Origin of the sequence: Streptomyces sp. NPDC006430, assembly GCF_040612395.1 — a bacterium.
Classification (GTDB): Bacteria; Actinomycetota; Actinomycetes; order Streptomycetales; family Streptomycetaceae; genus Streptomyces.
The window spans coordinates 90,559-104,730 of record NZ_JBEXQA010000003.1; the positions used below are offsets into that span (position 1 = coordinate 90,559).

Annotated in this window: 10 protein-coding genes and 1 pseudogene; 6 read left to right on the plus strand and 5 right to left on the minus strand. The window is 66.2% G+C overall.

The features are described from left to right. Positions 1-80 precede the first annotated feature (80 nt). Positions 81-1,361 carry an MFS transporter gene (locus tag ABZZ20_RS06420; RefSeq protein ID WP_356867390.1) on the minus strand — a complete coding sequence of 427 codons (1,281 nt, stop codon included), beginning with the start codon at positions 1,359-1,361 and terminating at the stop codon, positions 81-83. A gap of 599 nt (positions 1,362-1,960) precedes the next feature. Between ABZZ20_RS06420 and ABZZ20_RS06425 the strand changes: the two genes are divergently transcribed. Beyond that, complete coding sequence (locus tag ABZZ20_RS06425) at positions 1,961-2,539, plus strand: dienelactone hydrolase family protein (protein WP_356867392.1); 579 nt, start codon at positions 1,961-1,963, stop codon at positions 2,537-2,539. Between the two features lie 119 nt (positions 2,540-2,658). Here the strand turns inward: ABZZ20_RS06425 and ABZZ20_RS06430 are convergent. From ABZZ20_RS06430 to ABZZ20_RS06445, 4 genes and pseudogenes are all read right to left on the minus strand, one after another. Beyond that, a pseudogene (locus ABZZ20_RS06430) lies at positions 2,659-2,943 on the minus strand (hypothetical protein); the annotation flags it as partial. 270 nt (positions 2,944-3,213) lie between these two features. After that, on the minus strand, positions 3,214-4,245 hold the full coding sequence (locus ABZZ20_RS06435; protein WP_356867394.1) for a hypothetical protein: 1,032 nt from the start codon (positions 4,243-4,245) through the stop codon (positions 3,214-3,216). Between the two features lie 622 nt (positions 4,246-4,867). Next, positions 4,868-5,617, minus strand: a complete 750-nt coding sequence (locus tag ABZZ20_RS06440) for a TnsA-like heteromeric transposase endonuclease subunit (protein WP_356867396.1) — start codon at positions 5,615-5,617, stop codon at positions 4,868-4,870. 192 nt (positions 5,618-5,809) lie between these two features. Beyond that, entirely contained in the window at positions 5,810-6,298 is a 489-nt protein-coding gene (locus tag ABZZ20_RS06445; RefSeq protein ID WP_356867398.1) for a DUF4265 domain-containing protein, read from the minus strand. A 127-nt stretch (positions 6,299-6,425) separates the two neighbouring features. Between ABZZ20_RS06445 and ABZZ20_RS06450 the strand changes: the two genes are divergently transcribed. From ABZZ20_RS06450 to ABZZ20_RS06470, 5 genes are all read left to right on the plus strand, one after another. Then, entirely contained in the window at positions 6,426-7,175 is a 750-nt protein-coding gene (locus tag ABZZ20_RS06450; RefSeq protein ID WP_356867400.1) for a hypothetical protein, read from the plus strand. Between the two features lie 330 nt (positions 7,176-7,505). Continuing rightward, positions 7,506-10,220 carry an aconitate hydratase AcnA gene (gene acnA, locus ABZZ20_RS06455; protein WP_356867402.1) on the plus strand — a complete coding sequence of 905 codons (2,715 nt, stop codon included), beginning with the start codon at positions 7,506-7,508 and terminating at the stop codon, positions 10,218-10,220. 322 nt (positions 10,221-10,542) lie between these two features. Then, positions 10,543-11,991 (plus strand): N-acetylglucosamine/diacetylchitobiose ABC transporter substrate-binding protein, encoded by a 1,449-nt coding sequence (gene ngcE, locus ABZZ20_RS06460; protein ID WP_356867404.1) that lies wholly within the window; start codon positions 10,543-10,545, stop codon positions 11,989-11,991. A gap of 23 nt (positions 11,992-12,014) precedes the next feature. After that, entirely contained in the window at positions 12,015-12,959 is a 945-nt protein-coding gene (locus ABZZ20_RS06465) for a sugar ABC transporter permease (protein ID WP_356867406.1), read from the plus strand. A 13-nt stretch (positions 12,960-12,972) separates the two neighbouring features. After that, entirely contained in the window at positions 12,973-13,899 is a 927-nt protein-coding gene (locus tag ABZZ20_RS06470) for a carbohydrate ABC transporter permease (protein WP_356867407.1), read from the plus strand. The last annotated feature ends 273 nt before the right edge of the window (positions 13,900-14,172 follow it).

Consider the following 14,172-nt stretch of genomic DNA (forward strand, 5'->3'; position numbering starts at 1 on the left):
GAGACACCGCCCGCCGACACCGACACCGAGCACGACGCGCACCTGCCCGCGAACCGATTCTCCACGTCACTCCCTTGCGGCTACGTTTCCACACCGGCTCCGTTCGAGGGGCCATTTTCGACCTCGGTGGTCACCCGTGCCCCTCGGAAGAGCACCGGGAGCCACACGAGACATGCCAGCAGGGGGACCGCGGCATAGGTGGCCATGCCCACACTGGAGCCCAACCCGTCCATGAGCGCGCCGAGGACGAGATAGCCGATGCCGATGAGCGCCGACTCCACGAACGCGATCATCGACAGCAGGCTCGCCCGGTGGCGCGACGGCACCGCCTCGTTGAAAACGTTGTCCACGATCACGGCGGTGATCTCGGGAATTCCGACCAGGACCAGGAACGCGGCGATGGTGACCCGGACAAGGCCGAGGCCGCTCAGGCCGAGCGCCACGGCGAGCGTCAGGAGAGACACCGGGACGATGACCCGATACCCGATGCGCCGGTCCGCGCGGTCCGACAGCAAGGGAGTGAGCCCGCCGGCGAAGAATCCCGCCGATATGACCACGCTGACCAATGCGGTTCCCGCTCCCTGATCGGAGAGGGTCTTCTGCGTAAAAATGATGTACGGCGTCAAAGTCGCATGCATCAATCCGGACACCACGACAAGCGTCACGAGCGCCGGCGTGGCGACCCGAAGCATCGCCCGCCACGCTGTGGCGTCGCCGTGCCCCTCCTCGGTTCCGTCCTGCTCGTCCACCGCGTCCGCGCCGCGGATCTCGGGCACCCGTGACATCAGCACCACCACGGCCAGGACGAGGCACGCCGCCGAACCGACGTAGACGACTCCCCAGGAAATCTGCTGCAGTTGGCCGCCGAAGACGATGGCGGCTCCCGAGGTGACCGTCCCGAGCATGGTGAACCGGGACTTGATCTTGACGTAGCTGGCCGTTGCACCACGACGCACGAGCAGGTCGTACAGCAGGGCGGTGTCCGAACCGGACACACATGCCATGCCCACGCCCTGCCCGATGAACAGCGCCAGGAACACCCAGTAGTCGGAGAACGCCACCTGACCGAGCAGACATCCAGCTACCAGCACCTGGCCGATCACGATGCTGGCACGCCTGCCGATTCGGTCGGCGATGATTCCCGTCGGCAACTCCGCAAGTCCGCCGACCAGGTAGAGCAGTGTCTGCAGTAGAGCCACTTGCCCGGCGGAGAAGCCTCGCTGATAGAGGAAGAGGACGAATACGCCGCGCTGGAACAGCGTGTTGGCGAGTACGGCGTATACGTAGAACGGGCGCGTGACGCTTCGTGCTGCATCGTCGACTGCAGCCGACCCGTCAAGGGCCTCCGTGGTGCCGGTCATGCTGCGGGCTCCCCCTGGTGACTCTGGTGATCATTAGTGTTGGACCTCCGCCGCCGAGATGACGATGCGTCGGCGGGAACCAAGACGCGTGTCGTCGACGGAGTTGAACGCCGGACCGCGCCGTGCGAGGAGCTGCGCATCAGCTCGCTCGAACGCCTCGCCCGCCCGAGGAGCCGTGACCAGCGCTGATCGCCGTGACGACGCGCGCGCCCCCCGAAGGCGACCCCATCACTCTCGTGCACAGCCGACGGCGACACCCCCGAACAGGAAGTTGCATGAACACCGCCACCGTTCCCGAGCCCCGCACCGCGGCGTCCCCTGTAGCGGGTCCACCAGGCCATCGCCCGACTCCGACGCGAGAACCCTCAAGGCCGCCCAGGCCGAGATCCTCTCCCAGCGCATCCGAATCGGCGAACTCCGCGGCCAGATCCGCGACTTGTAGGCCCAGTGGACCGAGGAAGCCATCCAGCGGATCACCACCGAGAACATCACCCTCGAACAAAATCTGATCCTGTCGACAGGGGACCCGCGGGTGTCAGTGCCACGGGTCATACTCGTGCTGCGGTGCCGCGCGGGCACTGCAGCACGAGGGGAGCGACATGGCTGAGGTGCTGGTTTTCCACCACGGGCACGGGCTGACCGCCGGCGTGCGCGAGTTCGCCGAGCAGCTGCGACGGGCCGGACACACCGTCCACGTCCCGGACCTCTTCGAGGGACAGGCATTCGACAGCCTCGAGGAGGGCATCGGCTACGCCGAGAACATCGGGTTCGGCACGGTCATCGCACGCGGAACCGCCGCCGCCGGAAAGCTGCCTGCGGAGCTCGTCTACCTCGGGTTCTCGCTCGGCGTCCTGCCGGCGCAGAAACTGGCCCAGACCCGCCCCGGCGCAAAGGGCGCGCTGCTGCTCGAGGCATGCCTCCCGGTCTCGGAGTTCGGCGGCGCCTGGCCCCAGGACGTCCCAGTCCAGGTCCACGGCATGGACGCAGATCCGTTCTTCGCCGGGGAAGGCGATGTGGACGCGGCCCGCGCTCTCGTCGAGACGGCGGAGGACGCCGAGTTGTTCCTCTATCCCGGCGACAGGCACCTGTTCACCGACAGCAGCCTGCCGTCGCACGACGAGCACGCTGCAACGCAGACCACCCATCGGGTGCTCGGCTTCCTCGACCGCATCAAATAGCCCGGCACCCTCGCAGCTCAGGGGGGACACTTCGTCGCGACTCCAGCGAAGACAGCCCAGGCCATAGGCTGCCAACCTTCGCTCCAGGACCGACATGTCACCGCCGGCAAAAGCCCGCCCTGCGAGGCGATCCCCGCCACCTGCGGGTCGAAGTCCATGAGCAGAAGGCGGTCCCGCTCCAGCCAGGACTCGAAACCGACGCGCTGCCCGGTCGTCGCCGCCCAGTACCAGCCGGCAAAGTGACGTTCACCACGAGACCACCGGAAGGGCCGTACCGGTGCCGCGTCCTCGAACCGGGCGGTCACACAGTCCAGCAGCGGACGCCGCTGCCGCTGACATACGGCGTCCACGTACGACAGCTCGACGTAGGGCTCCGTGAGATCCACCTCAGCCGGTACGGCCACCAGCACCCCCAGCGCGTTTGGCCCGTACGGCTAGTTTCACCGAGAGCTGAGTAAACGCCTCGATTGGATGAGAGCGGTCACTGTCCCGTCTCACTGAACCTTGACCGATCTCACCGAACCTTGACCGGTCCCGCTAGCAGGCTGCTGGCGCCCTGAGGTGGTCAAGGTTCGTTGAGATGCCGGTCAAAGCTCAGTGGACGGGACAGTCCCCGATCGCGAGTGCCTGAGTCCGTACCGCGCAACACCACAGATCCCATCAGGCGGCAGCCCCTACAGCAGCTCTTCCCAGTCCGCCGAACGGTCTGAACACGCCACGCACAGCGATTGCTTCTCCGGGCCCCGATACGGCAGCTCGCAGCGGGCACAGCTGAAGAGGTCCGGTACAACCGCACCACAGGCGAAGCAGAAGTTCACTGGCTGCTCTGGATCGGCGGCGGTGAACACCCCCATGATCAGCGCGGGGGATTCGCAGTCCGGGCACCACTTGACGGGACGCCGACCAAGTTCCAGGTCCTGCAGGCCCACCCGCAAGACCGCCAGGGCGTACTCAGTGGCAGCCGTTTGCGGGTCCGCGATGAAGGCACAGAAGGCGCAGCGCATGCCGTCGAATCCCGGTTCGTCGTGGATGGGCTGGAAGGCCCATTGCTCACACTGTGGACACCGCAGGGTCTTGTACTCCTGGCCGGTCAGGACGCTGCTCAGCCGCTGCATCCTCTTTTTCACGAACCCCTGGATCCGGTGGCAGCCGAATCTGATTCGGTTGAACTCCTCCTCAAACGTCTCGTACTCGTCCTCGGACAGGGCAGACAACACCTCGCGGGCGAGGAACGGGACCATGAACTCAAGGACCTCACCCGCCAAGCTCTCCAGTGCGCGGGCGTTCGCAGCCGGCCCGATCAGTCCATAGTGCTGGAGGGCGTTGCGGTGCCGAGCCAGACGCTCCAGGGCCTTCGCGTCCTTATCGCTGACCGCAACGCCGGCGATGTCCCTCAACCGCTGGACCGCCTCGCTCGGCGAGCAGCTGTTGAGCGTGCCGTCTTCCAGCTCGGACCGTTTCGCGCGTGCGGGGTCCTTGAAGACGAGAGCCCAGTGCTCCATCTGCAGGCGAGCCTTGAGCAGCACTTCCACCCCGGCTGCGAGATGAAGCACGGCGTACTTCAAGTCACGGGCACTAACCCGCTCGGTGCCAGCCTCCAGCAGTTCAACGACGCTGAGGACGTAGTCCAAGCCGTTGGCCAGAGGAGGGAAATGGACTTCGCTGCCCGGATGCTCGACAGTCCGCCCTGGATCGTACGTCCGCATCCGCTCACCAGGGAGTCGCAGACTCCCCGGAGCCGGCACGTGTGCGCCCCAGTCGTCGACCCATACGGACGGGTTGTCCGGCGAGGGGGTGCCTTCCTGGAAGGTGCACGGCCCGCCGTGAACATCGTCTGAAGCTGACGTCACCGGGCCCTCCGTACTACCGAAGCGACACCCCGCCGTGCCGACGGTGGCAGTACTACCGGCACCAAGCGGAACAGCAGGACTGGCCACAAGATCAGCAGGACCACCATGCTATGGAGGCGAGTCTCCAACTCCCACAGGTCCACCTGCACCCGCCTGTTACTCGCTGACCGGGACTTCGCCACGGATACGGCAACGACCGACATGACCAGCCAGTTGGCCAGCCACAGCGTGATCAGGGGGGTAGGTGGCATGAGGTGAACCTACCCCCAGCCGCCAGCAGCCCGCTGACCAGTAGCGGGACCGGTCAAAGATGGGACACCCATGTCCTGTCTCATTGAACCTTGAGTGCGTCTCATCGAAGTTTGAGTGATCCGGATCAGGCTGCCTCCGGGCTGTCGAGCGAGAGCCGCGGTGGATGCCTCTGGGCCGTGCGGCGTTGCTTGGTGGCCATGATCTGCAGGTTCGCGAAAATGACCCATCACTGCCCGCTCGCGGTGTGCACCATGCTGTCCGATGCCAGCAGCTGCGAGGCCACATCCGTCACCAGCACGCGGGACCACAGCAGATGCAACAGCACCGGCAGCACCAGGAGCGGATCACCGGCCTCCGCTGCCCCAGCCAGCAGCGGAGCCGGCTCGGCGAAGACGCTGACCAGCAGGTCGGCAACGTCATGACGGCGACGACACCGGCTCCTGCGATAGCGCGAAAGCCACCGCATGTTCGCCATGAGTACCGGATCCGGGACACCGACATGTAGGAACCCCCAGCCCACGGCCCGGCAGGCCCGCTCCGTCGCCTCGAAGGCACCCACGGCCGCCTCGTCGATCTGGTCATCGGCACGGACGCCGACGACCTGGCCACGGCCGTCCGCGAGCCGCACGAAGAAATCCGGGGCGTGACGACGCTTGCGTGAGCCGTCATGCCAGTGCAGCCAGAAGGGCTGCGAGGCGATCCCCGTCACACCCGGATCGGCGTCGAGAAGGATCAGCCGGTCTCGCTCTAGCCACGACTCATACCCGACGTGGCCACCAGTCGTCGCCGACCAGTGCCAACCCGCGAAGCCCGCCCCACCCTTCACCCAGCGAAACGAACGCACCGGGTCCACCTGCTCGAAGCGCGTGTTCCAGCTCACCCCCAGCGGACTGCGAACCCGCGTGCCACCCTCGTAGAAGTCCAGGTCAAACGACCCCAGTGCCGGATCCGCGTACGCACCCGCCAGTTCTCCCATCGTTCACCCCTGCCGGCCCCATACCCACCCGCCCCACCAAGACAACTGTCCGGGTCCGGCGAGGCTCCATCAGGCCCAAATAGGGTGAAACCCCTCGCGTGGGTGAAGTCTTCGTCCTCGTGTTCCCGTGACAGCGAACATTGGGCGCGTGCCATCGAAGGTTGGCCGCGAAGGCCCGAGGTCCCGTTGAGGTCAGGCGTTCCACCACTCGTCGGCGCCGCAGCCGACTTCGTAGTGCCACCACCCTTCCTCCTGCCCCTGAGTCAGGAGTGCCTTGATCCCGGCGAAGTCCGCGTCAGCCGATGCGGTGAAGGCCACCATCGGGAAGTCCTCACTGAAGACCTCGCCTCCGAGCCCGAACGCTGCAAGGCGCTGATGCACTGCCATGGGGCTCCGTCCCAGGGGGCCGGTAGGGACGGGCACAACGCGAATCGTGCAGTTGCCGGAAGAACTGACACGCCCGACAGCCCAGTGGAGCCCGTCGGAGTCGGTCTGGAACCGCACAACGTCACCCTCAACCACCCCGTTCTGAAGAAAGGCGGCGTTCTGCACTCTGGCTGTGTCGTCGCTGAGCTTCGTCGCCCAAAGGCCTTCGGTGTCCTGCGGGAACCAGCCCTCGCGGGGGACGAACCGGAACCAGACCTTGATCTTCTCGACCGCGTTCTCCATGACGGCCATCATGCGCCGACCGTCAACAGCACCTTGCACCGGGTCTGAGCTGGGCGATCAATCAGTTCAGCCGCCCAGCTCGCGCGGTAACCACGGGTGCGCTTGGCGTGTCGATTCACTGACCTGGTTGGATCCCGGCATGACGGATTGGTCGCAACTCAGCCATGCTTATGGCTCCGCGGAAGACATACCGGCGCTGCTGGACCAGATCGCATCGGAGCCGAACGCCGAGCGTTGGAACGATCTGTGGTCGGCGCTGTGTCATCAAGGCAGTGTCTACTCGGCCAGCTTCGCGGCCCTGCCATGGCTCGCCGACGTAGCCGGCAGCGATGACCGAGAGCAGGCGGTCAGTGCCCTGAATCTGGCGGGCGCGATCATGGCGGGATCCGACCAGCCGCACGGGGCCGGCGACGTCCGCGCGCAGCACGTGGCGGAGGTCGAGACCCTGCTGGCGGTGGTGAACCAACACCTCCGGACGGCGTCCGATCGCACCGAGTACGCCTACCTCCTGGAAGCCATGCTGAGCTTCGAAGGTGTCGTGAGCTGGAGCGAAGACCTGGCCTCGGGCCTTGTGAACGAGGAGTACGAGGTCTCCTGCCCCAGCTGCCAAGCCAACCTGTTCGTCGTCATCGGGGAGCGCGGATTCTTCTCCACGAGCGGCGACTACGCGCTGTCGGAGGATGACGTCGAGACGACGCCCCTGCGTCCCGCGAACCCCGCAGACATGGACGGCATCGGACGACGGCTCCACGACATCGCGCTCACCGACGGTCACCAAGGAGTCGCTAACGCGATGACCTACGTCTTCGGCGATGCGACGTGCCCGGACTGCGAAACAGGCTTCTCCGTAGCGGACCAGGTCAGCGCCGATTGGTCCGCCACACACTGAGCGCAGGTCCAGCGAAACGCAGGCGCCTTCGCCGGAACGGGCGCTGGCACCCCACGCCACTCAAACTTCGGTGAGACGAAACTGCCAGTCATCAATCTTCGGTGACATCGATCAGCCTTCGATGAGACAGCACACACCCATGCCGTGCATGACCGCGGGGCGGCAATGCACTAGAGTTATCTCGACATCGAGATATCTGCCGAAGGCGCACCGCAGCCGCCCCTGCTGGTAAGGGTTACCTAACTTAGCCTTACCTTAGCGGATTGGCCATAGGGCGTGGCGGCAGGATTGCGGTAAAACGCGCGAATTTCATGCATGAAGGAGACTGTCGTGTCGGCGAACAGCTTCGACGCCCGCAGCACGCTGCAGGTGGGCGACGAGTCGTACGAGATCTTCCGGCTGGACAAGGTTGAGGGCTCCGCCCGCCTTCCCTACAGCCTGAAGGTGCTGCTGGAGAACCTGCTCCGCACCGAGGACGGCGCGAACATCACCGCCGACCACATCCGGTCGCTCGGCAACTGGGACTCCCAGGCCCAGCCCAGCGAGGAGATCCAGTTCACGCCGGCCCGCGTGATCATGCAGGACTTCACCGGCGTTCCCTGCGTCGTGGACCTCGCCACCATGCGCGAGGCCGTGAAGGCCCTCGGCGGCGACCCGTCCAAGATCAACCCGCTGGCCCCGGCCGAGCTGGTCATCGACCACTCGGTCATCGCCGACAAGTTCGGCACCGCCGACGCGTTCGCCCAGAACGTGGAGCTGGAGTACGGCCGCAACAAGGAGCGTTACCAGTTCCTGCGCTGGGGCCAGACCGCCTTCGACGAGTTCAAGGTCGTCCCCCCGGGCACCGGCATCGTCCACCAGGTCAACATCGAGCACCTGGCCCGCACGGTCATGGTCCGAAACGGCCAGGCGTACCCCGACACCCTCGTCGGCACCGACTCGCACACCACCATGGTCAACGGCCTGGGCGTGCTGGGCTGGGGCGTCGGCGGCATCGAGGCCGAGGCCGCGATGCTCGGCCAGCCGGTCTCCATGCTGATCCCGCGCGTCGTCGGCTTCAAGCTGACCGGCGAGCTGCCCGCCGGCACCACCGCCACCGACCTGGTGCTGACCATCACCGAGATGCTGCGCAAGCACGGTGTCGTCGGCAAGTTCGTCGAGTTCTACGGTGAGGGCGTCTCCGCCACCTCCCTCGCGAACCGCGCCACCATCGGCAACATGTCGCCGGAGTTCGGCTCCACCGCCGCGATCTTCCCGATCGACGACGAGACCCTGAAGTACCTGCGCCTGACCGGCCGCGACGCCCAGCAGGTCGCGCTCGTCGAGGCGTACGCCAAGGAGCAGGGTCTGTGGCTGGACCCGGCCGCCGAGCCGGACTTCTCCGAGAAGCTGGAGCTCGACCTCTCCACGGTCGTCCCCTCCATCGCCGGCCCGAAGCGCCCGCAGGACCGCATCGTCCTGGCCAACGCCGCCGAGCAGTTCGCGCAGGACGTGCGCAACTACGTCGTCGAGGACGAGGAGGCCGGCAAGGAGTCCTTCCCGGCGTCCGACGCCCCGGCCACGTCCAACGGCGTGCCGACCCGTCCGACGCCGGTCACCCTGGCCGACGGTTCCTCCTTCGAGATCGACCACGGCGCCGTCACCGTCGCCGCGATCACCTCCTGCACCAACACCTCGAACCCGTACGTCATGGTCGCCGCGGCGCTCGTGGCGAAGAAGGCGGTCGAGAAGGGCCTGACCCGCAAGCCGTGGGTCAAGACCACCCTGGCCCCGGGCTCGAAGGTCGTCACCGACTACTTCGACAAGGCCGGCCTGACCCCGTACCTCGACAAGATGGGCTTCAACCTGGTCGGGTACGGCTGCACCACCTGCATCGGCAACTCCGGTCCGCTGGACGAGGAGATCTCGAAGGCGATCAACGAGCACGACCTCGCGGTCACCTCGGTGCTCTCCGGCAACCGCAACTTCGAGGGCCGGATCAACCCCGACGTCAAGATGAACTACCTGGCCTCCCCGCCGCTGGTCGTCGCGTACGCCATCGCGGGCTCCATGAAGGTGGACATCACCAAGGACGCCATCGGCGTCGACACCGAGGGCAAGCCGGTCTTCCTCCAGGACATCTGGCCGTCCGAGGCCGAGGTCAACGACGTCGTGGCGAACGCCATCGGCGAGGACATGTTCAACAAGTCCTACCAGGACGTCTTCGCGGGCGACGCCCAGTGGCAGGCGCTGTCGATCCCGACCGGCAACACCTTCGAGTGGGACCCGCAGTCCACCTACGTCCGCAAGCCCCCCTACTTCGAGGGCATGACGATGGAGACCACCCCGGTCTCCGACATCGCCGGTGCGCGCGTGCTGGCGAAGCTGGGCGACTCGGTCACCACCGACCACATCTCCCCGGCCGGTGCGATCAAGGCCGACACCCCGGCCGGCAAGTACCTCACCGAGCACGGCGTCGAGCGCCGCGACTTCAACTCGTACGGTTCCCGCCGCGGCAACCACGAGGTCATGATCCGCGGTACGTTCGCCAACATCCGCCTGCGCAACCAGATCGCGCCGGGCACCGAGGGCGGCTTCACCCGCGACTTCACCGTCGAGGGCGGCCCGGTCTCCTTCATCTACGACGCCTCCCAGAACTACCAGGCCGCCGGCATCCCGCTGGTCATCCTGGCGGGCAAGGAGTACGGCTCGGGCTCGTCCCGCGACTGGGCCGCCAAGGGCACCGCGCTGCTCGGCGTCAAGGCGGTCATCGCCGAGTCCTACGAGCGCATCCACCGCTCGAACCTGATCGGCATGGGCGTGCTGCCCCTGCAGTTCCCGGAGGGCGCCTCGGCGGCCGCGCTGGGCCTCACCGGCGAGGAGACCTTCTCGTTCACCGGTGTGGAGGAGCTGAACAACGGCACCACCCCGCGCACGGTCAAGGTCACCACCGACACCGGTGTGGAGTTCGACGCGGTCGTCCGCATCGACACGCCGGGCGAGGCGGACTACTACCGCAACGGCGGCATCATGCAGTACGTGCTGCGCAACCTCATCCGCGGCTAAGCGTCTGAGGTAGATCGGCACCAAAGGGCCGTATCCCCGTTAGGGGGGTACGGCCCTTCCGTTCGTTCGTGGTCCCTCCGGCGGCGCGGTCCAGGTGACGGTGAGGTCTCAACTCGGAAAAGCCGGGGCTGATCCTTGTGCATGATCTTGCTCACACGAGCGGAAGTGGACTATACCTGTGCCCGTCCGGATCACCCGCGAGACGAGCGGCCCGGGCCGGGGGACGGCGGGGACCTGCGGTGATGTCTGCAAGCACGGCAAATACGGGCATGCGCCGAGTCCCTTCCTCCTTCACACTCCTGACGAAGGCGAGGACTTGAGCATGGGATCCACCTCCGCCCACGGCGAGAACACCACCGGTGACGGCCTCGGCCGCCGGGATCTGATCAAGCGCTCCGTGGCACTCGGCCTGATCGCCGTGCCGACGATGGGCTTCCTGTCCGCCTGCGCCTCGGGCGGCGAGGAGCCCACGAACGGCCCCGTCAAGGGAGCCGTGTCGAAGGAGAACCCCTTCGGCGTCGCCAAGGGCGGCAAGCTGGACGTCGTCGTCTTCAAGGGCGGGTTCGGCGACGACTACGCGAAGGCCTGGGAGGCTGCCTTCGACAAGAAGTGGGGCACCACCAGCTCCCACCTGGGCACCCAGGAGATCGCCGCCAAACTCCAGCCCCGTTTCAACGGCGGCAACCCGCCGGACGTCATCGACGACTCCGGCGCCCAGCAGATCAAGGTCGACGTCCTCGCCAAGGGCGGCCAGCTCGCCGAGCTCACCCAGGTGCTGGACGCGCCCTCGCTCGACGACCCGAACAAGAAGGTCCGGGACATGCTCATCCCGGGAACCGTCGAGCAGGGCACCCAGGGCGGCAAGTTCGTCGCCCTCTACTACGTGTACACGGTGTTCGGGTTCTGGTACTCGGGCAAGCTCTTCAAGGAGAAGGGCTGGGCCGAGCCGAAGACCTGGGACCAGTTCCTCGACATCTGCACCAAGGCCAAGGCGGCCGGCATCGGCGGACTCGCCCACCAGGGCAAGTACCCGTACTACATCAATGTCGTCATCATGGACCTGATCGCCAAGAAGGGCGGTCTGGAGGCCATGAAGGCGATCGACAACCTCGAACCGAACGCCTTCGAGGGCAACCCCGCCGCCCTCGCCGCGGTCGAGGCGGTCTACGAGATCGTCGAGAAGGACCTGCTGATGGCCGGCACCAACGGCCTCACCCACACGGAGTCCCAGACCGCCTGGAACCAGTACAAGGCCGCCTTCATCCCCTCCGGCTCCTGGCTGGAGAACGAGCAGCTCAAGCAGACCCCGGACGACTTCGACATGAAGTTCCTGCCGGTTCCGACGCTGGCCGACAGCAAACTGCCCTTCGAGGCCATCCGGGCCGGCGCGGGCGAGCCCTTCATCGTCCCGGAGAAGGCCGCCAACAAGGCCGGCGGCCTGGAGTTCCTCCGCTCGATGCTGTCCCGCGAATGGTCCACCCTCTTCGCCCAGCAGGCCAACTCCCTCACCGTGGTCAAGGACGGCGTCGACCCGAACGTCAAGCTGCGCCCGGGCACGGCCTCGGCGGTCGCGGCCGTCAAGACGGCCGGCTCGAACACCTTCAACTACCTCTACCCCGACTGGTACAGCGAAATGGACACCGAGATCCAGAACGCGTCCAATGAGTTGATGGCCAAGCGGATCCAGCCAAAGGAATGGATCAAGCGGGCCCAGGCTGCGGTAGACAAGGCTGCCAAGGACCCGAACGCCAAGAACAACCACCGCAGCTGACATACGTCCAAGGGGCGGACACCATGAGCCAAGTAGCCCAGGGCAAGAGCCGGATCGGCTTCATCGCCGGCTTCCTCGTCCTGCCGCTCGCGCTGTACCTGACTTTCGTCATCTGGCCGTACGTTCAGACGTTCGGCTACTCCTTCACCAACTGGTCGGGACAGTCGCCCACGTTCGACTTCGTCGGCCTGGACAACTACGCCGCCCTGATGAAGGACGAGGTCTTCCGCGGAGCCCTGTGGCACAACCTGCTGCTCCTGGTGTTCGTCCCGACCGTCACCATCCTGCTGGCCCTCTTCTTCGCGTTCATGGTGAACGCGGGAGGGCGCAGCGGAGCCGGCGGAGTGCGGGGCGTGCGCGGGTCCTCCGTCTACAAGATCGTCTACTTCTTCCCGCAGGTCCTCTCCCTCGCCATCCTCGCGGTGCTCTTCGGCGCCGTGTACCGCAGTGACGAGGGTGGCCTGCTCAACGGCTTCCTCACCAAGCTGGGCCTGGTCGACCCCGCCCACCCCATCGAATGGCTCAACCAGCCGGACCTCGTCCTGTGGTGCCTGCTCCTGGTGGTGGTCTGGCACGGAGTCGGCTTCTACCTGGTCCTCTTCTCGGCCGCCATGCAGTCCGTGCCCAAGGACATCTACGAGGCCGCCCTGCTCGACGGAGCGGGCCGCGCCCAGACCTTCCTCAAGGTCACGCTGCCCCTGCTGTGGGACTCCGTGCAGACGTCAGCGGTCTACCTCGGCATCGCCGCCATGGACATGTTCGTCCTCGTGTCCACGATGACTTCGGGCCAGTTCGGCGGCGGACCGGACCACCACAGCGAGGTCATGGCCACGGTGCTCATGCGCAACTTCCTGTACTTCGGCAAGAGCGGCTACGCCTGCGCCATGGGCGTGGTGATGCTCATCCTGACCATGATCCTCTCCGTCGTCACGCTGCGCGCCACCCGCCGCGAGCGCATCGAGTTCTGAGCGGGAGACCACGATGACCACAGTGATCAAAGCGCCGGGCGAAGCCTCGGCCGAGCGGGCCGGCGGCAGCGGCCGTTCCAAGGAGGGTGAGAAGCGCGGCTCCGACGGCATGGTGCTGAACGTCTTCTCGCACGGCTTCCTCGCCGTCTGGGCGATACTGATCGTCCTGCCCCTGATCTGGCTGGCGCTCGGTTCGTTCAAGACCGACTCCCAGATCGGCGGATCGGCCCTGAGCTGGCCCTCCAACTGGCATTTCGACGCCTTCTCCCGGGCCTGGGACAAGGGCATCGGCGACTACTTCGCCCACACGCTGATCGTGATGGCGTTCTCGGTCCCGCTGACCATGCTGCTCGGCTCGATGGCGGCGTACGTACTGGCCCGCTACCCCTTCCCGGGGAACCGGCTCTTCTACTACTTCTTCGTCAGCGGGGCGATGTTCCCCGTCTTCCTGGCGCTCGTCCCGCTGTTCTTCATGGTCAAGCGCCTGGACATGCTCAACACGTACCAGGGCCTGATCCTGGTGTACGTGGCCTACTCGATGCCCTTCACCGTCTTCTTCATGCACTCCTTCTTCCGGACGCTGCCGACGGCCGTGCACGAGGCGGCGGTGATCGACGGGGCCTCCGACACCCGGATCTTCTTCCAGGTGATGCTGCCGATGGCCAAGCCAGGCCTGATCAGCGTCGGGATATTCAACGTCCTCGGCCAGTGGAACCAGTACATCCTGCCCTCCGTGCTGATGCAGCCGCAGACCGGATCGGACCCCGAGCGGTACATGCTCACCCAGGGCCTGATCCAGCTCCAGTACCAGATGGGGTACGAGACGGACCTGCCGGTGCTGTTCGCCGGAGTGACCATCGCGATGATCCCCATGCTGGTGGTCTACCTGTCCTTCCAGCGCCAGATCCAGGCCGGTCTGACCTCCGCCACCCTCAAGTAGTGCCAACGTCGGGCGGCGCGATCCGGCACGGACGACCGGCTGACCGCCGGGACCGACGGACCGAGCGAGTGGTTGGGCGTCGTCCGGCCGCAAAGGCCGCAGAAGAACGACGCCTCGGCGGCCGTAGCACGATCTAGGAGCCTTTCTCTCACGCTTATGACCAATAGTGTCCGTTTCGTTCTGTGTCAGCCTCTTGACGTGTGGAGGGCCAAAGGCTCGACTTAAGGTTCACAAGTTGGAGACGCCGGAGTCTCGGAGCAACCAAGCCGCGAC

Excerpts from the sequence above, each read along its gene's own strand:
- ABZZ20_RS06420 (WP_356867390.1), bottom strand. The coding sequence starts at position 1,361 with ATGACCGGCACCACGGAGGCCCTTGACGGGTCGGCTGCAGTCGACGAT.
- ABZZ20_RS06425 (WP_356867392.1), top strand. The coding sequence starts at position 1,961 with ATGGCTGAGGTGCTGGTTTTCCACCACGGGCACGGGCTGACCGCCGGC.
- ABZZ20_RS06435 (WP_356867394.1), bottom strand. The coding sequence starts at position 4,245 with ATGCGGACGTACGATCCAGGGCGGACTGTCGAGCATCCGGGCAGCGAA.
- ABZZ20_RS06440 (WP_356867396.1), bottom strand. The coding sequence starts at position 5,617 with ATGGGAGAACTGGCGGGTGCGTACGCGGATCCGGCACTGGGGTCGTTT.
- ABZZ20_RS06445 (WP_356867398.1), bottom strand. The coding sequence starts at position 6,298 with ATGATGGCCGTCATGGAGAACGCGGTCGAGAAGATCAAGGTCTGGTTC.
- ABZZ20_RS06450 (WP_356867400.1), top strand. The coding sequence starts at position 6,426 with ATGACGGATTGGTCGCAACTCAGCCATGCTTATGGCTCCGCGGAAGAC.
- ngcE (WP_356867404.1), top strand. The coding sequence starts at position 10,543 with ATGGGATCCACCTCCGCCCACGGCGAGAACACCACCGGTGACGGCCTC.
- ABZZ20_RS06465 (WP_356867406.1), top strand. The coding sequence starts at position 12,015 with ATGAGCCAAGTAGCCCAGGGCAAGAGCCGGATCGGCTTCATCGCCGGC.
- ABZZ20_RS06470 (WP_356867407.1), top strand. The coding sequence starts at position 12,973 with ATGACCACAGTGATCAAAGCGCCGGGCGAAGCCTCGGCCGAGCGGGCC.